Raw genomic sequence first — 20,596 nt, 5'->3', positions numbered from 1 at the left:
CCCGGGGGGAACGCCGCCATGACACCTATCGCCTGGTTCGTCTGCTGGAGCTCGGCCGCGCTGCTGCTCCACGTGTTCGTCGGATACCCCGTGCTGGTCTGGCTGCAGGCCCGCGTGCGTCCGAGGCCGGTGGCCCGGCGCGCGATCCTGCCCACGCTGAGCATCGTGATTGCCGTGCACGATGGCGAGCGCTTCGTCCGCGCGAAGCTCGCCAACCTGCGCCAGCTCGACTATCCGACGGAACTGATCGACATCGTGCTCGTCTGCGACGGTTGTCACGACGCCACCGTGACGATCGCACGGCGCTCCACCGACCCGCGCCTGACCGTGCTCGATCATCCCAATCGTCGCGGCAAGGCGGCGTGTCTCAACGACGCCGTGGCGCTCACGCGTGGCGAGGTGTTGCTCTTCACCGACGTGCGCCAGCGCCTCTCGCCCATGGCGGTGAAGGAGCTGGTCGCCAACCTCGGCGATCCCGAGGTCGGCGCAGTGACCGGTGAGCTGCACATGGAGAACGTGCGCAGCGGCTTTGCCCAGGGCGTGGATTTCTATTGGCGCTACGAAAAGGGTATCCGCCATGCCGAGAGTCTCTCGGGCTCCACCATCGGGGTTACCGGCGCGCTGTACGCGATGCGTCGCTCGTTGTTCCGACCTCTGCCGCCGGGCACCGTGCTCGACGACGTACTCGTACCCATGCGCGTCGCGGCGCTCGGCAAGCGCGTCGTCTTCGAGCCGAAGGCGATGGCCTGGGATCAACCGTCGCAGCAACCGGCGGAAGAGCGCCGCCGCAAAATCCGCACACTCGCGGGCAACTATCAGTTGATCCAGATGGCGCCATGGCTGCTGGTGCCCTGGTCGAATCCGCTGTGGTTCCGCTTCGTGAGCCACAAGCTCCTGCGCCTGCTGGCACCGTGGTTGATCGTGGCACTCACGATCAGCAGCGGGCTGCTGGTCACTCGTCATGCCATGTATGCCACGGCGTTCGGTGCCCTCGTGACCGGCATGCTGATGGTCGGGCTTGCCCTGCTGCCGTCGCGACTCGGACGGTTGCCGCCCCTGCGCATCGCCCTCGCGTTCTTCTACCTCAACCTCTTCGCGGCCCAGGCGCTGGTGGCCTTCGCGCGCAATCGCAGGCTCCACCTATGGTGAACTTCACGACCGTGCGCGGCGCGCCCGGCATCCGCGGCCGACTTGGCGAAATGTGCTACGCCAGCGGCCTGCTGCATCCGCTGCAGCGCGTGCGTGCCTGGTGGCAACGCGACCTGCGCATCCTCGCTTATCACCGCGTGATGCCGCTGCCGGACCCGGACACCTACGAGTTCGACCTGGAACTCATCAGCACGACGCCTGACGATTTTCGCGAACAGATGCTGCGGCTGAAGAGGCACTTCCGACCGATGCGCCTTACCGACATCGTTGCAGCACTCGACGCGGGCGAGGCGTTGCCACCCGACACGGTCGCGGTGACGTTCGACGACGGCTACGACGACAACTACCACATCGCTGCCCCGATCCTGGACGAGGTGGGCGTGCCCGCCACCTTCTTCGTGTCCACCGGCCACGTGGACACCGGCAGGCCGTACGCCTACGACTGGCTCGTCCATATGATCCTGCTGACGACAGCGACGCGGCTGGTGCTGCCCGAGCTCTCGATCGACGTGGCGTTGCCGGCCGAGCGCAGCCTGCGCCGGCGCATCGCCGCCACTGTGCTCCTGCGCATGAAGTGGCTCGACGCGCGCGACCAAAGTGCCATGACCGAACGGCTGGAGGCGGAGTGGAACATGCCGTCGTTCAACGCACGGCCGGTCGATTGCCATCCGATGACCTGGAACCAGGCGCGCGAGATGGAAGCAGCCGGTTTCGAGTTCGGCTCGCACGGCGTGCATCACCGCATGCTCGCCCGCCTGCCCCGTGACGAGATGGAGCGCGAGGTCCGTGAATCGAAGGCCACGCTGGACCGTGAACTGCGCCATCCAGCCATCCTCATGTCGTATCCCGTCGGCGGTGACCGCGCATACAACGACGATGTGATCGCGGCGACGCGCAACGCCGGGTTCCAACTCGCATGTAGCTACATCTGCGGCACGAATCCGGAGCCGAGCGAGAACCGTTACGCCCTCTACCGCTTGCCGGTGGAAAGCAACATGGGGCCGGGCTGGTTCGCCGCCATGCTCGCCCTGCCGCAGCTGATGAGCTATCCCACGGCCGCGCATGCGGCGACCGGCCCGTCGGAGCGACCATGTTCCCCCTGATCCTGCTCTATGTCGCGCTCACCATTCTCCGGCCGCAGGACTACCTGCCGGGCATGGAGAACGTACCCGTGCTTCCTGCCGTGCTCGCCCTGGCATTCGTCGCCTGGCTGATCTCGAACGCCAAGAACTTCGAGGCGCCGCAGTTCGTGATCCTGCCGGCCTTCCTGCTGGTCCTTATGGCTTCGCAGGTCGTCAATGGCTGGACCGGCGGTGCGATGGACGAACTGGCGCGCTTCGGCCCCGTCGTGGCGGCGTTCTTCGTGCTCGCCTCGGCCTGCCACACCCAGCGCCGGGTGACCGTCGCCATGGGCGTGTTTGTCGCCTGCGCGGCGATCCTGGCGCTGCACGGCGTGGAACAGGCGCGTACCGGCACAGGTTGGACCGGCATCCCCTTGAGCGAAGGCGGCCGCATCCAGTACGTGGGCATCTTCAACGATCCCAACGATCTCGGCCTGCTGTTTGCCGCGACGCTGCCCATGGCCGTGTTCCTCGGCCGGCGCGGCGCGGGGGCCATGCGCCCGGTATGGCTGGGCGCCGCGTTGCTGCTTCTCTATGGCACCTATCTCACCAACTCGCGCGGTGCATTGCTCGCCGTGTTGCTGGTGGCAGGTTGCTATCTCTGGTATCGCAAGGGCATCGCGATCGCGGGCGTTCTCGGCGTGGCGGGGCTGGCCGCGATGAAACTGCTGTCCTCGCGCATGAGCGAACTCGACGCGGGCGAGGAATCGGCCGCGGGGCGCGTCGATGCCTGGTACTCGGGCCTGGAGATGTTCCGCGATCATCCGGCACTGGGTGTCGGCGCCGGCAACTTCACCGAATACCACGAACTCACCGCGCATAACTCGTTCGTACTCGTGCTCGCGGAAACCGGTTTCATCGGCTTCGTGCTCTGGCTGGCCTTCGTCTGCTACGGCTTTCTGATGATGCTCGCCATCGTGCGCCATGAGCGCACGCCGAGCGGCGACGCAGCAACGGAAGCGGCATGGGCCACGGAGCGACAGATCGGCCTGACACTGCTGCTATCGCAATGCGGCCTGTTCGCCGCAGCCTTTTTCCTCAGCCGCAGTTACATGGTGGTGCTCTACCTCATCGCCGCGCTGGTCGCCGGCCATTACCTCGGCGCGCGTCGACGCTGGCCCGAGCTGCGGATGTTCCGCCTGTCCGACGGCGGTTGGCGCTGGGTGCCTGCCGGTGCCGGCGGTGTCTTCGTTCTCTTCGTCCTCGTTGCCGTGCTGCTGCGAACCACATGAAAGCCTACGAGACCTTGTTTCGACACGTGCTCTGGCCCGCCTACGAAGGCGGGCTGCGCCGTCGCGATACGCCTCGCTACATGCGCCGCTACGAGCGCGACCAGTGGCTGGCTCCCGAAGAAATCCAGGCGCTGCAGTTCCAGCGTCTGACCCGTCTGCTGGACTGGTGCTATCGCGAGGTGCCGTACTACCGCCGCCGCTGGGATGCGCTCGGCATCGTGCCGCGCGACATCCGCAGCATGGCGGACTTCGCCGCCCTCCCGGTGCTGACCAAGGCCGACATCCGCGACAACGCGGATGAACTGAAGGCCACCTCGCTGAAGGATTCGCTGCAGTACAAGGCCACGGGCGGTTCGACGGGGGAGCCGCTGCGCTTCGGCTTCACCCGCGAAAGCAACGACCGGCGCGTCGCGGTGATGTGGCGCGGCTACGGCTGGGCCGGCTCGCGCATGGGTCGGCGGACGCTGTTTCTGTGGGGCGGCGCAGTCGGTCATCCCAGCGCGGTGCATCGCATGAAGGACCGCATCTACAACGCCGTATTTGCGCGACGGATGCTCGATAGCTTCCACATGAGCGAGGGCAACATGGCGAGCTATGCCGACGCCATCGATGCTACGCGCCCTGAGGTGATCGTCGGTTACGTCGGACCGCTGGTCCGTCTGGCCGAATGGCTGATCGCGCGGGGGCGGGAGGTGGCGAGACCGGCCTCCGTCATCGGCGCGGCCGAAGCGCTGCACCCGTTCCAGCGCGATCTCATCGAGCGGGCGTTTCGCGCACCGGCCTACAACACCTATGGCTGCCGCGAATTCATGTTGATCGCATCGGAATGCGAACAACGCCATGGCCTGCACGTGAATGCCGATCACCTTGTGGTGGAGACGCTGCACGAGGGCGTGCCGACGCATACGGGCAGCGGTGAGGTCGCGGTCACGGACCTGTTCAACTACGGCATGCCGTTCATCCGCTACGTCAACGGTGACATGGCCACGCAGGCCACGTCGCGCTGCACGTGTGGACGCGGGCTGCCGATGCTCGCGTCCGTGGATGGCCGCAAGCTGGACGCCATCCGCACCCCTGCCGGTCATCTGCTGCCAGGCGAATTCTTCCCGCACATGCTGAAGGACGTGCCGGGCCTAGCCCGCTTCCAGCTCGTGCAGCGCCGCCTGGATCGTCTCGATCTGTCGATCGTGCGCGGCAGGGATTTCGAGGATGCCTCGCTCGACTACATCCGTGCCGAGGTGGCAAAGGTGCTCGGCGACAGCGCCGAACTGCACTGCCATTTCGTCGATGACATCCCTCTTACCCGCAGCGGCAAGCTGCGCGTCACCGTATCGGAGCTTGCGTCGTGAACATCACCCACGTCGTGGAAAATTTGAATCGCGGCGGTCTCGAGCGCATGGTGCTCGATCTGGTCAAGGAACAGCGGCGCCAGGGCCACCAGGTGCAGGTCCTCTGCCTATTCGAACGTGGTGCGCTCGCTGGTGAACTGGAGGTGCTCGGCATCCCCGTCGTCGCCTGCGGCAAGCGCAAGGGCTTCGACCTGCGCGCCCTCGGTCGCCTGCGCCGCGCACTGGCCGACCAGCACACCGACGTCATGCACACGCACAACGCCGTGGCGCACTACCAGGCTGTGCTCGCCAGTATGGGCATGGGTCTCCGCCAGGTGGTGAATACGCGGCACGGCATGGGCGCGCAGCAGAAGCCCGGCCGGCGCGAATGGTTGTTCCGCCGCGCACTCAAGGCGACCGATGCCGTCGTCGCCGTGTGCGAGGCCGCGCGGCGCGATGCCGTGCGCCGCGGCATCGTACCGGCCGCCAAGACCTGCGTGGTGCCCAACGGCATCGTGCTCGAAGGCTTCGACGTGGCTTCCGATGCGATGCACGAGCGGCTCGCTCGCCTCATCCGTGTGCCGCGGGGTACGCGGATCATCGGCAGCGTCGGCCGCCTCAACTGGACCAAGGACCAGGCCGGCCTGATCCGCGCCTTCCGCATCGTGCGCCATGCCATGCCCGATACGGCACTGGTGCTGGTAGGCGACGGCGAACTGCGCGAGACGCTGCGTGCCTGCGCATTCGATGAGGGCATTGCGGGGTGCGTCCACTTCCTGGGCGATCGCGACGACGTGCGCGATCTGCTGCAAGGCTTCGATCTGTTTGCGCTCTCGTCGGTGACGGAGGGCTATTCGATGGCCTTGCTGGAAGCCTGTGCGGCCGGCTTGCCGATCGTCGCTACGGACGTGGGCGGCAACGCCGAGATCGTGCGCGACGAGGCCACCGGTCGCCTGGTGCCGCCGTGCGATCCGCCGGCCATGGCCGCAGCGATACTCGACCTGCTACGCGCGTCGCAGCGCGCATCGCGGCTCGGCACGGCCGCACGGACCTGGGTCGAGACGCACGGCTCCCTGCAAGCCATGGCGGCGAGCTACGGGCGGCTCTACTTCGGCGACATGGATCAGGCCCGATGAAGGTTCTTGTCGTCACCAACCTGTTTCCCACGCCTTGGGATCCGCGCCGCGGCACCTTCAACCGGCAGCAGTTCCAGCGGCTCGCCGAGCGTCACGAGGTGGACGTGCTCACGGCCGTGGATTTCCGCGAACGCATGGGCGAGCGGCGCGGTAGCGTCGAGGTGCCGGGCGTGCGCGCCGACTACTTCACCTTCTATCACCCACCGGGTATCGGGCGGTTCCTCAATGCACTGTGTTTCTTTGCGTGCATTTTGTGGCAGCGCGGTGCCGAACTGCGCCGCGCGCGCTACGACGTGATTCTGGCGAGCTGGGCCTATCCGGACGCGGCCGGCGTCGCGTGGGTCGCGCGCCTGCTCGGCATTCCCTACGTGGTGAAAGTGCACGGCAGCGATCTCAACGTCCAAGCGGCATCGCGCCTGCGTCGCCCGCAGATCCGCGCTGCGCTGCGCGGGGCAGCGGCTGTGGTCGCCGTCAGCGAGGCCCTGGCACGCAAGGCCATGGAGCTCGGCGCGCGCGACGATACGGTGCACACGGTCTACAACGGCGTGGATGGGCATCTGTTCCAGCGTGGCGACAGGACCGAGGCACGCCGTCGGCTGGGGCTGCCGCCGGAGACGCCGGTAGTTCTGTACGTCGGCAACCTCAAGGTGAGCAAGGGCTGCCATGACCTCGTGCAGGCTTTCCCGACCCTGGTATCCCGGCACCACGACGCGCGCCTGATCTACGTCGGCGACGGTCCCGATCGCGCCAGCCTCGAAGATCGCGCGGCATCGCTCTGCTGTGCACCCGCGGTGCGCTTCGAAGGCGCCGTCGAGCATGCCGCGCTGGCGGACTGGTTCCGCGCCGCCGACGTGCTCTGCCTGCCGAGCCACAACGAGGGCGTGCCGAACGTGGTGCTGGAAGCCATGGCCTGCGGTACGCCCATTGTCGCCACCGCCGTTGGCGGCATTCCGGAGGTGGTACCCGAGTACGCAGGGATCCTCGTACCGCCGCGACAGCCGCATGAACTGGGCGTGGCACTCGTGGAAGCGTTCGAACGCCACTTCGATCCCGTGGCCATCGCCGAACATGCGGCGACGTTCCGCTGGGACGACAACATCGACCGGCTCGAACGCATCCTCGCCCGCGCCGCTGAGCGCCTGCCTGCGCACAGCGGCCGCCCTTCCCCTCGCTCTCTCGCCAGTCGCCCCGGGCATCGATACCACCCATGAACTGGAAACCCAAGAAACACGACCTGCTCGGCCTGCTGCCCGGCCACCTGGTGCTCACACGCACGCGCGAAGAGGCCGTTCGTTACCTCAGCTTCGACGACGGCCCTGAGCCCGCGCATACGCCGAAGCTGCTGGACACCCTGGCGAAGCATGGTGTGAAAGCCAGCTTCTTCCTTGTCGGCGAAAAGATCGAGCGCCACCCCGAGATCGTGCAGCGTCTGGTGGATGAAGGGCATATGATCGGCAACCACTCGTACAGCCACTGGTCGTTTCGCAACATGAACCTGGCGAAGCAGCTCGACGAGGTCTACCGCACCGATGCGCTCCTGAATCGCTTCGACGAGCGTCCGCATCACCGCATGCGTCCGCCGCATGGGTACGTGGGCGCGCAGCTCCTCGCCCATTTCGCGCGGCAGCGGCGCAGCCTCGTGTACTGGTCCTATGACAGCCTGGACTATCAGGATCGCCCCGTGGAAACGCTGATCTCCCGGCTACGCGACGACCCGCCCGCCGCGGGCGACATCGTGCTCATGCACGACGACAGCGACAAGGCCGCCGAGGCGCTCGACGTGTTGTTGCCCGAATGGCTGGCCCAGGGCATGCGCTTCGCCGCCTTGCCGGGCAACGCGTCATGAGGATTCTCTACCACCACCGCACGCGCGGCCGTCACGTGGAGGGCGTGCACATCCGCGGCATCGTCGGCGCCCTGCGCGAACTGGGGCACGACGTCAGCGTGATGTCCTTTCCCGGCGCCGATCCGGAACGCGATGCCGAAAGCCCCGCCGCGACCGGTAAGAGCCGTCTTGCCGCACTGGTAACACGCCTGCCCGGCGTCGTTTTCGAGTGGTTCGAGCTGCTGTACAACGCGGTCACGCTCGTACGCATGCAGCGCGCGTGGCGCACGTCGCCGCCACAGCTGATCTACGAGCGCTATTCGCTGTTCCTGTTCGCCACGATCTGGCTGGCCCGGCGCCGCGGCATTCCGCTGGTGCTGGAAATCAACGATTCCGCGCTCGTCGACCGCGTACGCCCGCTGGGCATGCGCGGATTGGCGCGTCGCATCGAAGGCTGGTGCTTTCGCGAAGCGACGGGGCTGGTTTTCATCTCTACCTATTTCCGCGATGTCGCCACACGCGCCTACGGCAGCATCGCCCCTTCCGTGGTCTCGCCAAATGCGGTGGATCTTCCCCGTTTCGATCCAGCGCGTTTCGACCGCGAACGCCTGCGTGCCGAACGAGGGCTCACGGGCCGCACGGTCTGCGGCCATATCGGCGCATTTGCCCACTGGCACGGCGTCGACGGCTTCGTCGAGGCCATCGCCCACCGGCTGGAAAGCGTGCCCGACCTCGCCCTCGTCTTCGTCGGCGACGGCAAGACCTTGCCTGCCGTACGCGAACTGATCGCCGCTCGCGGACTTGCCGATCGGGTCCTGTTGCCGGGCCGCGTGCCGCACGACGAAGTCGCAAGCTGGATCGCATGCATGGACTACGCCGTGCTGCCGAACTCCAACCACTACGGCTCACCGATGAAACTCTTCGAGTTCATGGGCATGGGCGTGGCGGTGGTCGCACCGGATTATGAGCCGGTGGCGGAGGTGATTGCCGACGGCCGTACCGGCTGGTTGTTTCCGCACGGTGATGCAGCCGCCTGCGTGGAACGCGTGCTCGAACTTGCCCAACGTGCGGACGAGCGTCGGCGTGTGGGCGAGGCCGCCCGCGACTACATTGCCAGCGAACGGCAATGGCGCAACAACGCCGAACAACTGCTGACGCTGGTCCCCACCGGAGCCGCCGCATGATCGCCGCCGTTCTCTTCGCCCTGGTGCTTGCCGCCGCGGCCGCCCTGACGTTCGCCATCCGCGCGCGCAACATGCAGTACTGGCTGCGGGGCTACCTCACCCGTCGTCGACCGCCGCGTCCCGAAGGGACGGTACATGTGCTGTTCTGCTTCGTGGATCACTTCGAGCCGAACTGGGGACGCGTGGACATGGACACGCAGCGCCATCGCGTGGATCGCTGGTGCAACGAGTACCGCGCCATGGCCTCGCGCCACCGCGATGCCGACGGCTGCATGCCGCAACACAGCTTCTTCTATCCCGAAGAAGAGTACGTCGAAGAGCACCTGGACAAGCTCGCGGCGCTCTGTGCGGACGGCTACGGCGAGATCGAGATCCATCTGCACCACGACAACGACACGCCCGAGAACTTCGTTGCCACGATGGACCGCTTCAACCGACTGTTGCACGAGAAGCACGGTGCACTGCCGCGCGATCCCGTCACCGGGCAGTTGCGCTTCGCCTTCATCCACGGCAACTGGTGCTTGGACAATTCGCGTGCCGACGGGCGCTGGTGCGGCATCGACAACGAACTGATCCTGCTGCGCGAACTCGGTTGCTATGCCGACTTCACCCTGCCCTCGGCTCCGAGCGACACACAGACCCGTCTGTCCAATGCGATCTACTACGCCACCGACGATCCGCATGCGCCCAAGTCGCACGACACGGGCGTGCCGATGCGCGTGGGCGGCACACCGAGCGGCGATCTGCTGATCATCCAGGGTCCGCTGGGCCTCAACTGGAAGGAACGCCGCTTCGGCATCGTGCCGCGTATCGAGAATTCGGACGTGCGCCGCGGTTGCCCCCCGAGCCACTCGCGCGTGGATCAATGGGTGCGCACCGGCATCCACGTCGAAGGTCGGCCGGAATGGGTGTTCGTGAAGGTACACACGCACGGCACCCAGGAACGCGACATGGACACCCTGCTCGGCAAGCCGGTGGACGACATGCACACGTATCTCGAATCGACCTACAACGACGGCCGCGATTACGCCCTGCACTACGTGACGGCGCGCGAGATGTACAACATCGCCAAAGCCGCCGAAGCGGGCATGACGGGCAATCCGGGGCTTTATCGTGACTACGAACTGCCCCGACCCGGCGTTACCCGCGTGCCCGAATCAGCGGAAGCGCGGGCTGTTTCCTAGGGCGACGACAAGCTCATAGCGCATTGCCAGGGATCAAGCGCGCCCACGAGCGCGCATGGTCCGCTGGCGGCGTGCCCGTTGGGCCGGCGAGCGGTTGCTGGTTTTCTTGCGGGATGGATAAGGCGTTCGCGCAGGCGCGGGGGTCGGTTTCACGGGATGCTCCGAGAGCGGTACCGGGAGGGCCGATGCTCCGGCCCGCCCGGTGAAGACCCCGCTAAGAGCGCGTCAGATCAGCTTGATCTCACGAAGGCGCTGCTGCAGGTATTCATGCGCCGTGATCGGCTCGGGATAGCGCTTGGGGTTGTCCGGCGTGACGCAGGACGGCAGCACGTCGAGGACCACGTCCGGATTCGGATGCAGGAAGAACGGCACCGAATAACGCGGCTTGCGCGCGTTCTCGTTCTGCGGGTTGGTCACCCGGTGCGTGGTGGACGGATACACGTGGTTGGTCAGGCGCTGCAGCATGTCGCCGATGTTGACCACGATGGCATCGCCCTCGGTCGTGATCGGCAGCCAGTTGCCCTCGCGCGTGAGGACTTCCAGCCCTTCCGCGCTGGCGCCCACCAGCAGCGTGATGAAATTGATGTCCTCGTGCGCACCGGCACGCACGTTCGGCACGTCGGCCTGCTCGATCGGCGGATAGTGGATCGGACGCAGGATGGAATTGCCCGAATCGATCTTGTCGTCGAAGAAGTGTTCCGGTAGATCGATGTGCAAGGCCAGCGCGCGCAGTACGCGGGCGCCGAGCTGGTCGAGCGCTTCGTAGATGCCGTAGCCCTTGTCCTTGAAGTCCGGCACTTCCGCCGGCCACACATTCGGCGGCATGACGTCGGCAAAACGGGAGTCGCGCGGGATCTCGCGGCCGATGTGCCAGAACTCCTTGAGGTCGGCGAACTTGCTGTCCTTGGCCGTTTCCACCTTGAACGGCGTATAGCCGCGCGCGCCGCCACCGCCGGGGATGTGGTACTTGCGCTTGGTCTCGTCCGGCAGCGCGAAGAAGCGCTTGAAGGCGTCGTACGCACCGTCGATGGCCTCCTTCGGGATGCCATGGCCGCTGATGCAGCAGAAACCGAATTCGCGGTACGCGGCGCCCAGCTCGGCCACGAAGGCCTCGCGGTCGGTGTCGTAGCGGCGGATATCGAGGGTGGGAACCTTCTTCATGAAGTGGCCTGCGTTTCGGTCGTGACGAACCCGGCGCACGTTGCGCCGTCCGCCAGCGGAGGGAATGGGTCAGGCCGTGGCCTGGGCCGCCGATTTTACGGCGTCGGCCAGTTGCCCCGCCAGCCGTTCCACTTCGGCGGCATCGGCGGCCTCGATGGTCACCCGGACCAGCGGTTCGGTGCCGGAGGCGCGCAGCACGACCCGGCCGCGGCCCTCCAGCGCGGCCTCTACCTCGGCCAGCGCCTGTTTCACCGAGTCCTTCGCCAGGGCCGCCTTGGCGCCCTCGACGCGCACGTTGACCATGGTCTGCGGCAACTTGACCAGGCCCGCGCGCGCTTCGGCGAAGGTCTCCCCGGCCTCGGCGAGGGTCTCCAGCAGGGCCAGCGCGGCGACGATGCCGTCGCCCGTGGTGAAACGATCGAGGCAAAGCACGTGGCCCGAGGTCTCGCCGCCCAGGATGCCACCGTGCTCCTTGAGCTGCTGCAGCACGTAGCGGTCGCCGACGTTGGCCCGGACGAAGGGGATGTCCATGGCCTTCAGCGCACGCTGCAGGCCATAGTTGCTCATGAGCGTGCCGACGACCGGCCCGGGCAGTGCCCCGCGACGTTTCCAGTGGCGGGCGATCACGTAGAGCATGTCGTCGCCGTCCGTGACCGTGCCGTCCGCATCCACCACGCGCACGCGGTCGCCGTCGCCGTCGAAGGCGATGCCGAGGTCCGCACCCCGCTCCATCACCTTCGCCGCCAGGGCGGCCGGGTCGGTCGAGCCCACGCCGCGATTGATATTGAGGCCGTCCGGCTCGGCACCGATGGTGAACACCTCCGCGCCGAGTTCGCGGAACACCTTGGGCGCCACCTGATAGGTCGCGCCGTGCGCGCAATCGAGCACGAGACTCATGCCACGCAACGAGAAGTCGTCCGACACCGTGGATTTGCAGAACTCGGCGTAGCGGGTGACCGCGTCGTCGATGCGGCTGGCCTTGCCCAATGCCTCGGAGGCCACGGTGACGAATTCGGCCTCGATTTCTGCCTCGATCTCGGCTTCCAGCGCGTCGTCCAGTTTTTCGCCGTGGCCGGAGAAGAACTTGATGCCGTTGTCCTGGTGCGGGTTGTGCGACGCGCTGATGACGATGCCCGCGTCAGCGCGCAGCGAACGGGTGAGAAAGGCCACGGCGGGCGTCGGCATCGGGCCGAGCAGGCGCACGTCGGCGCCAGAGGCCACGAGACCGGCTTCGAGCGCGGCTTCGAACATGTAGCCCGAAACGCGGGTGTCCTTGCCGATCACCACCGTGACGCGGCGGCCCTGATCGCGCCGGTCGGTGGTGGTTTGCTGGCTGGCCGCGCGGCGCCTGGCGAGCACTGCGCCAGCGGCACGGCCCAGGCGCAGGATGAAATCGGCACTGATCGGATAGGTACCGACCCGGCCACGGATGCCGTCGGTACCGAAATACTTGCGTTCGTTCATGGGTGTTCGTCCTTCCAGGATCGGCCGAGGATACTCCGGCAGCGCAGAGCTGCCGCGGCTCGGTTCAGTCGTCGTCCGGCCAGCGCGGCATGGCCGGCTTGTCCTGGCGTGGCGCGGTATCCCCCGCCTTGATGGCGGCCCACACGGCGAGGGCATCGACCATGGCGGCCACGTCGTGAGTGCGCACCATGATGGCGCCCCGTTGCACGGCCACCAGCGCCGCCGCCACGGAGCCATGCACGCGTGCCGCGGGTTCCCGGCGGTCGGTGAGCTGCCCGATCATGCCCTTGCGCGATACGCCGATATAGGCGCCCGCCCCCAGCTCCGCGAAGCGCGCGGTGGCGCGCAGCAGGGCGAGATTGTGTTCTAGCGTCTTGCCGAAGCCGAAACCCGGATCGACGAGAACGCGACGGCGCTCGATGCCGGCCAGCTCGCATGCGAACAGCCGGTCGGTCAGAAAACGGTGAACCTCGCCGACCACGTCGTCGTAGGCCGGCGCGTCCTGCATCGTCCGCGGCTCGCCCTGCATGTGCATCAGGCACACCGGCACGCGCAGGTCGGCCGCGGCGTCCAGCGCGCCCTCGCGGCGCAGCGCATAGACGTCGTTGATCATGCCCGCGCCCGCGCCGATGGCCGCGCGCATGACCTCGGGCTTGGAGGTGTCCACGGAAATCGGCAGCGTGGTCGCCGCCGCCAGCCGCTCGATCAGCGGCACGACGCGACGGATTTCTTCCTCGACCGTGACGTCGTCGGCGCCGGGGCGGGTGGACTCGCCGCCAACGTCGAGCATGTCGGCGCCCTCTTCCGCCAGGCGCATCGCATGGGCGTAGGCCTCGTCGAGCGAGGCATGCTGGCCGCCGTCGGAGAACGAGTCGGGTGTGACGTTGACGATGCCGACGACACGCGGCCGATCGAGCACCAGGGCGCGACCATTGCAATCGAGGACCGGAGCGAACGGATCGAAGCTCATGCCGTCAGCCCGGTTGCTGGCCGCCCAGCGGGCCCATGAAACGGCGGTAATAGCGCAACTCGTCGATCGAGTCGCGGATGTCGGACAGCGCGGTATGCGCGGACTCCTTGGCGAAGCCGCGGGAAATCTCCATCGACCAGCGCCGCGACAGCTCCTTCAAGGTGGAGACGTCGAGGTTGCGGTAATGGAAATAGCGCTCCAGCTTCGGCATTTCGCGGTGCAGGAAACGGCGATCCTGGCAGATCGAGTTGCCGCACATCGGCGATTTGCCCGCAGGCACCCACTGGCGCAGGAAGGCGATCGTCGCTTCTTCGGCCTGCTCGGGCGTGGTGTCGGATTCCACCGCGCGGCCCCAGAGGCCGGAGCGCATGTGCTGATTGCGGTTCCAGGCGTCCATCTTCTGCAGACGGACATCGGCGTGCGAGATCGCAAAGACCGGTCCTTCGGCAAGCACGTTCAGATCCTTGTCCGTCACGATGGTGGCAATTTCGAGGATGGAGTCGTTGTCCGTGTCCAGACCCGTCATCTCCAGGTCGATCCAGATGAGGTTGTCGTCGTGTACCGGTGTCATGAGGTCTCCTTCGGTGCCGCTGAGTCTAACCTGCCGAGGGCGCGCGTAGGTGCGCATGCGAGTTCCGGACCGACGATGTCGACGGAACGTGAGATCATCGCGGCATGGCCGAACCGACCTTCTACTGGCACGACTACGAGACCTTCGGCGCCGATCCGCGACGCGACCGCCCCAGCCAGTTCGCCGGCATCCGCACGGACGCCAACCTGGAGGTGGTGGGCGAGCCGCTGATGATCTACTGCAAGCCGCCGCGCGACATGCCGCCGCAGCCGGTCGCCTGTCTCATTACCGGGATCACGCCGCAGCACGCCGAGCGCGAGGGACTGAAGGAAGCCGACTTTGCCGCGGCGATCCACGAGCAGATTGCCCTGCCCGGCACCTGCACCGTCGGCTACAACTCGCTGCGCTTCGACGACGAGTTCACCCGGCATCTCCTGTACCGCAACTTCTACGATCCGTATGGGCGCGAATGGGAGAACGGCAACTCGCGCTGGGATCTCATCGATCTGGTACGCATGTGCCAGGCGCTGCGGCCGGAAGGCATCGTGTGGCCGACGCGGGATGACGGCACACCCAGCTTCAAGCTCGAGCACCTCGCGACCGCCAATGGGCTGAAACAGGATCGCGCGCATGACGCGCTGTCCGATGTGGAAGCGCTGATCGCCCTGGCCCGTCTGATCCGGCAGAAGCAACCGCGTCTGTGGGAATGGTACTTCGCCCTGCGCCGCAAGCAGCGCGTATTCGAGCTGCTGGACGTGGCGGCGATGACGCCGGTCGTGCACGTGTCGTCGCGCTATCCGGCCAGCCGCCAGTGCCTCGCCGTGATCGCACCGCTGGCCGCCCATCCCGCACGGCCGGGCGAGATCATCGTCTACGATCTCGCCGCCGATCCCACTGACCTGCTTCGGCTCGACGACGGCGACATCGCCGACCGCGTGTTCACTTCGCGCGCCGATCTGCCCGAAGGCGTGGAGCGGATCGCCCTGCGCACCGTGCGCGCGAACCATGCGCCGGCCCTGGCCCCGTTGTCGGTGCTCAAGGGCGCCGACCATGCACGGCTCGGCGTGGACATGGCGGCGATAGAGCGCCACCTGGACGCGCTGCGCACCGCCACCGGCCTGGCCGAGAAGCTGCGTCGCGTCTACGCGCATGCGGGCGACCTGCCGCTCGCCGCCGATCCCGAGCTGGGCCTCTACGGCGGGTTCCTGCCCGATGCCGACCGTCGTCTGCTGGCCGAGGTGCGCGCTACGCCGCCGGAGCGGCTGGGCGGCCATTCGTTCCCTTTCCGCGATCCGCGCTACCCCGAGTTGCTGTTCCGTTATCGCGCGCGCAACTGGCCGCATACCTTGAGCCTGGACGAACAGCAGCGCTGGGAGGCCTTCCGCCATGATCGCCTCACCCGTAACGGCCCGCTGACGACGCTCACGCTCGACGACTACACTCGCGAACTGGCCGCCCTGCGCGCCCTGCCCGACGCCCCGCTGCCCCTGCTCGACGCGCTCGATGCATGGGGTCGCGAACTGCTCTGACCGATACGATGCCGAAAAAAGCCTACTTCACGCCCGCCACCTTCCGCTTCTTCAACGCGCTGGCGCGCCACAACAACCGCGAATGGTTCCACGAACACAAGGACGACTACGAGCGCCACGTGCGCGAGCCGTTCATTGCGCTGATCGGCGATCTCGCGGCGCCGCTGCATGCGATCAGCCCGCACTTCCGCGCGGACCCGCGCAAGGTCGGCGGCAGCCTGTATCGCATCCACCGCGACACGCGCTTCGCCAATGACAAGCAGCCGTACAAGAACTGGCAGGGCTCGAGGTTCTTCCACGAGCGTCGCCACGAGATCCCCGCACCCGGCTTCTACCTGCACATCCAGCCCGGCGAATGTTTCGTCGGCGCCGGCATGTGGCATCCGGAGGCGCCGGTGCTGAAGAAGCTGCGCGAGTTTCTCGCGGACAATCCCGGTGCGTGGAAGCGCGCCACGCAGACCAAGGCGTTCCGCGAGCGTTTCAGCTTCTGGGGCGAGAGCCTGTCGCGGCCACCGCGAGGGTTCGATGCGAACCACGAGCTGATCGAGGACTTGAAGCGAAAGAACTTCGCCGCGGGCCGCGATTTCGACGAAGCGATGGCCTGCTCGCCCGACCTCCTGCCGTTCGTTGTGGACCACTTCAAGCGGCTCGCGCCGATGGTGGATTATCTCTGCGCGGCGCAGGAGCTGGAGTTCTAGGAAGAAACCCTGCGGGTGGGAGAAAACTTGCAGGTAGGTGACAACTTGCAGGTAGGTGACAACTTGCAGGTAGGTGACAACTTGCAGGTAGGTGACAACTTGCAGGTAGGTGACAACTTGCAGGTAGGTGGCAACTTGCAGGTACGTGGCAACTTGCAGGTGGGAGCCAGCCTGCTGGCGATGGGAGCTTGCCTCGCCGCTACACCACTCCGTTGGCTTATCGCCACCAGGGTGGCTCCCACCAGCACTTCGGATCGTCGGTCAGGCAGGCTCGATCGCTTCGTAAAGCTCGATCGGCAGGTCGTCGGGGTCGGCGAAGAAGGTGAAGCGACGGCCCGTGTATTCGTCCACGCGGATGGGCTCGCAGGTGACGCCGCGGTCGCGCAGCGTCGCTACAGCGCCGTCGATGTCGCGCACGCTGAAGGCGAGATGCCGCAAGCCCTGCGCTTCCGGACGTGACGGCCGCTTCGGCGGCGAAGGAAACGAGAACAGTTCCAACTGCACACCGGGGCTTACCTCGAGATCGAGCTTCCACGAATCGCGTGCCTCGCGGTACGCCTCGTGGAGGACCTTCAGGCCCAGGACTTCGGTGTAGAAGGCCTTCGAGCGCGCGTAATCGGAGCAGATAAGCGCCACGTGATGGATGGCTTCGAGCATCGGAGTCAGGCCTCGGCGAAGGGAAACGCCAGCACGTCGGCAATGGCATCGGTTCCCGCCAGTACCATCAGCAGACGTTCGACGCCCAGCGCAACGCCTGCGCAATCCGGCAAGCGATCGAGCACGCCGAGCAGGTTCTCGTCGAGCGGCACCTCGTCGAGCCCGCGCTCGCGGCGCCGCGCATTGTCGCGCTCGAAGCGGCGGCGTTGTTCGCCCGCGTCGTTCAGCTCGTGATAGCCATTGGCGACCTCGTACGGACCGACATACGCCTCGAAGCGCTTCGCCACGGGCGGATCGTCGTCGCGGATGCGTGCGAGTGCGCATTGGCTGGCGGGGTAGTCGGAAATGACGGTGATCCGGTCGCGCGGAAACGCTGGCTGGATGCGATGGGTCATCAACAGGTCCAGCCAGTCGTCGCGCTCCAGTCCAGCGGGATCGATGCCCGCGTCGGCGAGCGGCGCCTGCAACCGATCGATGGGATCGACCAGCGGATCGACGCCCAACACGTCGCGGTAGAGTGCGCGGTAAGTCGTTTCCACGACGTCGACCGTGCGACCGGCGTGCAGCAGAAGAACTTCCAACAGGTCGATGACTTCGCGAGCGAGCCGTGCCTCGTCCCAGCCGACACGGTACCACTCGAGCATCGTGAATTCAGGGTTGTGCCGACCACCGGCCTCGCCATCGCGAAACACGCGGCCGAGCTCGTAACAGTCGCCCACGCCTGCCGCGAGCAGGCGCTTCAACGGAAATTCCGGCGAGGTGCGCAGCCAGCGCACGCGGGCGCCGGCATCGACGTGTCCGTGGAAGCGCGTGCTGAAACTCTGGATGTTGGGATCGGTGTTGCCGGCGGCGGAGAGGATGGGCGTCTCCACTTCCAGCACGCCACGCGCCGCGAAGAAGGCACGGATGCGCCCATAAGTGTCGGCACGCAGCCGCAGGGAGCCCAGGTCGTTCAAGGGGCCACTCCGTGTTGCGTGAGCAAGGCGACGAGGTCGGCTTCCGTGTGAACCGGCACGCCGAGTTCTTTGGCCTTGTCGAGCTTCGAACCGGCCGCCTCGCCAGCGAACACGCCGGTCGTTTTCTTCGACACCGATCCCGCGACTTTCGCGCCAAGCGATTCGAGGCGTTCAGTGGCGTCGTCGCGCTTGAGCGTTTCCATGGTGCCGGTGATGACGTAGGTCATGCCTTCGAGCGGCAAGGCCGACGCGGCTTTTGCCGGCAACGCTGCCGCGAGCCGGCGCATCGCGGTATCCGCGTCGCGCAGCGCGGCGAGGTGCTCGGCGTCGGCCAGATAGGTGGCGAGGTTCGTCGCGGCGGCCTGCGGCACGCCTGCGACGATCCACTGGTGTTCGCCCGCTTTCACCAGGGCATCCAGGCTGTCGTAGTGCTTCGCGAGCGTCGCCGTACTCTTGGGGCCCAGCTTCGGCACCTTGGCGGCGTCGAGCAGCACGTCGAGGCCGAGTCGATCGCGCAGCTTCGGCGAAGGAGCGCCCTCGTCGGCGAAGACCACGCCAGCGGCCAGCAGCTTATCGACCACCGCCTGGTTGCCTTCCTGCTCGAAGAACGCGGCGATCGACGTGGCAACCTCGTCGCCGATATCAGGCAAGACGCGCAACACCGGCGCCGGTGTGTGGCGGACGTGTTCCAGCGAGCCCAACCACGTCGCCAACGTCTTTGCGGTGCTTTCGCCGATGTGCATGATGCCCAGCGCAAACAGGAAGCGCGGCAGCGTGGAGCGCTTGCTCGCCTCGATCGAGGCGACGAGGTTTTCCGCCCACTTGGTAGCGATGCGGCCCTGCTTCACCGTCTCCGGTATGGAGCCGTCGCGCTCGTCCGCCAGCGCCTTCATGCGCACGAAGCTTTCCACGGTGAGCGCGTAGAGATCGGCCGGCGTATGCACCATGTCGAATTCGACCAGCGCATCCACGAAGCGGTCGCCGAGCCCGTCGATGTCCATCGCGCGGCGCGAGGCGAAGTGAATCAGGGCTTCCTTGCGCTGCGCGGCGCAGATCAGACCGCCCGAACAGCGATACGCGGCAGCGCCTTCCTCGCGAAGCAGCTCCGAACCGCACACGGGACACGTGGACGGCATCTTCCACGGTACGGTGTTCGCTGGGCGGCGCTCCATCACCACGCGTGCCACTTCGGGAATCACATCGCCCGCGCGGCGCACGATGACGCTGTCGCCGATGCGCACATCGAGACGCGCTACCTGATCGGCGTTGTGCAGCGTAGCGTTGGTGACAGTAACGCCGCCGACCTGCACGGGAGTGAGCCGCGCCACGGGCGTGGCAGCGCCGGTTCGGCCGATCTGGATCTCGATGGCCTCGACCTTGGTCGTCTGTTCCTGCGCAGGGTACTTATGCGCAATCGCCCAGCGCGGCGCGCGGGAGACGAAGCCCATTTCCTGCTGTCCCGCGTAGTCGTCCAGCTTGTAGACCACGCCGTCGATGTCATACGGCAGGCTGTTGCGCTTTTCGCCAATGCGGCGGAAATAGGCGATGAGGCCGTCGAAACCGGTCGCCGTGTCGACCTCGGGCGACACCGGAAAACCCCAGTCGCGCAGCTTCGCCAGCGTGGCGGAATGGGTATCCGGCAGTTCGCCGCCTTCGACCCGCCCCACCGCATAGGCGAAGAACGCGAGCGGTCGCTTGGCCGTGACGGCGGGATCGAGCTGACGCAGCGAACCGGCGGCGCCGTTGCGGGGATTCGCAAGCGGCTTCTCGCCCGCCGCCCGGGCGCGCTCGTTGAACACCTCGAACGCGGCACGCGGCATGATGACTTCGCCGCGCACTTCGAGCACGCGCGGCCAGCCCGTGCCGCGCAGACGAAGCGGAATGGCCTTTACCGTGCGCAGGTTCGCCGTGACGTCTTCGCCCACGGCACCGTCGCCACGCGTCGCGCCCTGCACGAAGACGCCATCTTCGTAGCGCAGGCTGATCGCCAGACCGTCGAGCTTGGGCTCCACCGAGAACACCGGTGCCTTGCGGTCAAGCGTCTGTTCGATGCGCCGTTCAAAATCCGCTACCTCGCGATATTTTTCCCGATCGGTATCGCCGTCCTGCTCGAAAGCATTACCGAGCGACAGCATGGGGACGGCATGCACGACCTCCGCGAAACCGCCCGTCGCACGCGCACCCACGCGACGCGTGGGCGAGTCGTCGCTGGCGAGATCCGTGTACTGCGCTTCCAGCGCCTCCAGTTCCCGCATCAGGCGGTCGTAGTCGGCATCGGCGATGTCCGGCTCGTCCAGCACGTGGTAGCGATAATTCGCATCCTCGATGCGGCGGCGCAAGATTTCGGCGCGCTCGACGGCTTCGGGAGGGGCGATGGGTTGAGGCATGTGCAGGGTCCGTGATGGTGCGCTTGACCGACGCGACCCTGAAC

At 66.8% G+C, this 20,596-nt stretch carries 18 protein-coding genes; 11 read left to right on the top strand and 7 right to left on the bottom strand.

The features are described from left to right. Positions 1-18 precede the first annotated feature (18 nt). The 9 genes from BT115_RS01760 to BT115_RS01720 are packed head-to-tail and all read left to right on the top strand — an operon-like array spanning position 19 to position 10,159. The gene (locus BT115_RS01760; RefSeq protein ID WP_072320833.1) at positions 19-1,149 is read left to right on the top strand and encodes a glycosyltransferase family 2 protein; all 1,131 of its coding nucleotides are present in this window, start codon (positions 19-21) and stop codon (positions 1,147-1,149) included. Then, positions 1,143-2,252 carry a polysaccharide deacetylase family protein gene (locus BT115_RS01755; protein WP_072320832.1) on the top strand — a complete coding sequence of 370 codons (1,110 nt, stop codon included), beginning with the start codon at positions 1,143-1,145 and terminating at the stop codon, positions 2,250-2,252. Before BT115_RS01760 ends, BT115_RS01755 begins: the two co-directional genes overlap by 7 nt. Beyond that, entirely contained in the window at positions 2,240-3,502 is a 1,263-nt protein-coding gene (locus BT115_RS01750; RefSeq protein ID WP_072320831.1) for an O-antigen ligase family protein, read from the top strand. The genes BT115_RS01755 and BT115_RS01750 overlap by 13 nt, the downstream gene beginning before the upstream one ends. Next, on the top strand, positions 3,499-4,851 hold the full coding sequence (locus tag BT115_RS01745) for a phenylacetate--CoA ligase family protein (protein ID WP_072320830.1): 1,353 nt from the start codon (positions 3,499-3,501) through the stop codon (positions 4,849-4,851). Before BT115_RS01750 ends, BT115_RS01745 begins: the two co-directional genes overlap by 4 nt. Further along, positions 4,848-5,966 carry a glycosyltransferase gene (locus BT115_RS01740; RefSeq protein WP_072320829.1) on the top strand — a complete coding sequence of 373 codons (1,119 nt, stop codon included), beginning with the start codon at positions 4,848-4,850 and terminating at the stop codon, positions 5,964-5,966. The genes BT115_RS01745 and BT115_RS01740 overlap by 4 nt, the downstream gene beginning before the upstream one ends. After that, positions 5,963-7,177 carry a glycosyltransferase gene (locus BT115_RS01735; protein WP_072320828.1) on the top strand — a complete coding sequence of 405 codons (1,215 nt, stop codon included), beginning with the start codon at positions 5,963-5,965 and terminating at the stop codon, positions 7,175-7,177. The genes BT115_RS01740 and BT115_RS01735 overlap by 4 nt, the downstream gene beginning before the upstream one ends. After that, entirely contained in the window at positions 7,174-7,812 is a 639-nt protein-coding gene (locus tag BT115_RS01730; protein ID WP_072320827.1) for a polysaccharide deacetylase family protein, read from the top strand. Before BT115_RS01735 ends, BT115_RS01730 begins: the two co-directional genes overlap by 4 nt. Next, entirely contained in the window at positions 7,809-8,975 is a 1,167-nt protein-coding gene (locus BT115_RS01725; protein ID WP_072320826.1) for a glycosyltransferase family 4 protein, read from the top strand. Before BT115_RS01730 ends, BT115_RS01725 begins: the two co-directional genes overlap by 4 nt. Beyond that, positions 8,972-10,159 (top strand): hypothetical protein, encoded by a 1,188-nt coding sequence (locus tag BT115_RS01720; RefSeq protein WP_072320825.1) that lies wholly within the window; start codon positions 8,972-8,974, stop codon positions 10,157-10,159. The genes BT115_RS01725 and BT115_RS01720 overlap by 4 nt, the downstream gene beginning before the upstream one ends. A 225-nt stretch (positions 10,160-10,384) precedes the next feature. Here BT115_RS01720 and BT115_RS01715 read toward each other — a convergent pair whose 3' ends face one another. From BT115_RS01715 to orn, 4 genes are all read right to left on the bottom strand, one after another. Continuing rightward, positions 10,385-11,320, bottom strand: coding sequence for an isopenicillin N synthase family dioxygenase (locus BT115_RS01715; RefSeq protein ID WP_072320824.1), 936 nt, complete (start codon positions 11,318-11,320; stop codon positions 10,385-10,387). 69 nt (positions 11,321-11,389) lie between these two features. Further along, on the bottom strand, positions 11,390-12,784 hold the full coding sequence (gene glmM, locus BT115_RS01710; RefSeq protein WP_072320823.1) for a phosphoglucosamine mutase: 1,395 nt from the start codon (positions 12,782-12,784) through the stop codon (positions 11,390-11,392). Between the two features lie 64 nt (positions 12,785-12,848). Next, positions 12,849-13,754, bottom strand: coding sequence for a dihydropteroate synthase (folP, locus tag BT115_RS01705; protein WP_072320822.1), 906 nt, complete (start codon positions 13,752-13,754; stop codon positions 12,849-12,851). 4 nt (positions 13,755-13,758) lie between these two features. Beyond that, on the bottom strand, positions 13,759-14,325 hold the full coding sequence (orn, locus tag BT115_RS01700) for an oligoribonuclease (RefSeq protein ID WP_072320821.1): 567 nt from the start codon (positions 14,323-14,325) through the stop codon (positions 13,759-13,761). A 104-nt stretch (positions 14,326-14,429) separates the two neighbouring features. Between orn and sbcB the strand changes: the two genes are divergently transcribed. Further along, positions 14,430-15,854, top strand: a complete 1,425-nt coding sequence (gene sbcB, locus BT115_RS01695) for an exodeoxyribonuclease I (protein ID WP_072320820.1) — start codon at positions 14,430-14,432, stop codon at positions 15,852-15,854. A gap of 8 nt (positions 15,855-15,862) precedes the next feature. After that, entirely contained in the window at positions 15,863-16,552 is a 690-nt protein-coding gene (locus BT115_RS01690) for a DUF2461 domain-containing protein (protein ID WP_072320819.1), read from the top strand. 261 nt (positions 16,553-16,813) lie between these two features. On the opposite strand, the gene BT115_RS01685 is transcribed toward BT115_RS01690, so the two are convergent. The 3 genes from BT115_RS01685 to ligA are packed head-to-tail and all read right to left on the bottom strand — an operon-like array spanning position 16,814 to position 20,552. Continuing rightward, positions 16,814-17,209, bottom strand: coding sequence for an SMU1112c/YaeR family gloxylase I-like metalloprotein (locus BT115_RS01685; RefSeq protein WP_177257348.1), 396 nt, complete (start codon positions 17,207-17,209; stop codon positions 16,814-16,816). 5 nt (positions 17,210-17,214) lie between these two features. Next, entirely contained in the window at positions 17,215-18,165 is a 951-nt protein-coding gene (gene epmA / locus BT115_RS01680; RefSeq protein WP_072320818.1) for an EF-P lysine aminoacylase EpmA, read from the bottom strand. Further along, on the bottom strand, positions 18,162-20,552 hold the full coding sequence (gene ligA / locus BT115_RS01675) for an NAD-dependent DNA ligase LigA (RefSeq protein ID WP_072320817.1): 2,391 nt from the start codon (positions 20,550-20,552) through the stop codon (positions 18,162-18,164). Before ligA ends, epmA begins: the two co-directional genes overlap by 4 nt. Positions 20,553-20,596: the final 44 nt, after the last annotated feature.

The sequence above is a fragment of the Luteibacter sp. UNCMF366Tsu5.1 genome (assembly GCF_900119235.1).
GTDB lineage: Bacteria > Pseudomonadota > Gammaproteobacteria > Xanthomonadales > Rhodanobacteraceae > Luteibacter > Luteibacter flocculans.
Note: the sequence above shows the minus strand (reverse complement) of the source record. Positions and strands in the feature narration are given on the sequence as shown.

Coding starts and splice junctions, on each gene's coding strand:
- orn (WP_072320821.1), bottom strand. CDS start 14,325: ATGACACCGGTACACGACGACAACCTCATCTGGATCGACCTGGAGATG.
- folP (WP_072320822.1), bottom strand. CDS start 13,754: ATGAGCTTCGATCCGTTCGCTCCGGTCCTCGATTGCAATGGTCGCGCC.
- BT115_RS01755 (WP_072320832.1), top strand. CDS start 1,143: ATGGTGAACTTCACGACCGTGCGCGGCGCGCCCGGCATCCGCGGCCGA.
- BT115_RS01735 (WP_072320828.1), top strand. CDS start 5,963: ATGAAGGTTCTTGTCGTCACCAACCTGTTTCCCACGCCTTGGGATCCG.
- BT115_RS01685 (WP_177257348.1), bottom strand. CDS start 17,209: ATGCTCGAAGCCATCCATCACGTGGCGCTTATCTGCTCCGATTACGCG.
- glmM (WP_072320823.1), bottom strand. CDS start 12,784: ATGAACGAACGCAAGTATTTCGGTACCGACGGCATCCGTGGCCGGGTC.
- BT115_RS01690 (WP_072320819.1), top strand. CDS start 15,863: ATGCCGAAAAAAGCCTACTTCACGCCCGCCACCTTCCGCTTCTTCAAC.
- ligA (WP_072320817.1), bottom strand. CDS start 20,552: ATGCCTCAACCCATCGCCCCTCCCGAAGCCGTCGAGCGCGCCGAAATC.
- BT115_RS01720 (WP_072320825.1), top strand. CDS start 8,972: ATGATCGCCGCCGTTCTCTTCGCCCTGGTGCTTGCCGCCGCGGCCGCC.
- BT115_RS01730 (WP_072320827.1), top strand. CDS start 7,174: ATGAACTGGAAACCCAAGAAACACGACCTGCTCGGCCTGCTGCCCGGC.
- BT115_RS01760 (WP_072320833.1), top strand. CDS start 19: ATGACACCTATCGCCTGGTTCGTCTGCTGGAGCTCGGCCGCGCTGCTG.
- BT115_RS01745 (WP_072320830.1), top strand. CDS start 3,499: ATGAAAGCCTACGAGACCTTGTTTCGACACGTGCTCTGGCCCGCCTAC.
- BT115_RS01750 (WP_072320831.1), top strand. CDS start 2,240: ATGTTCCCCCTGATCCTGCTCTATGTCGCGCTCACCATTCTCCGGCCG.
- BT115_RS01725 (WP_072320826.1), top strand. CDS start 7,809: ATGAGGATTCTCTACCACCACCGCACGCGCGGCCGTCACGTGGAGGGC.
- BT115_RS01715 (WP_072320824.1), bottom strand. CDS start 11,320: ATGAAGAAGGTTCCCACCCTCGATATCCGCCGCTACGACACCGACCGC.
- sbcB (WP_072320820.1), top strand. CDS start 14,430: ATGGCCGAACCGACCTTCTACTGGCACGACTACGAGACCTTCGGCGCC.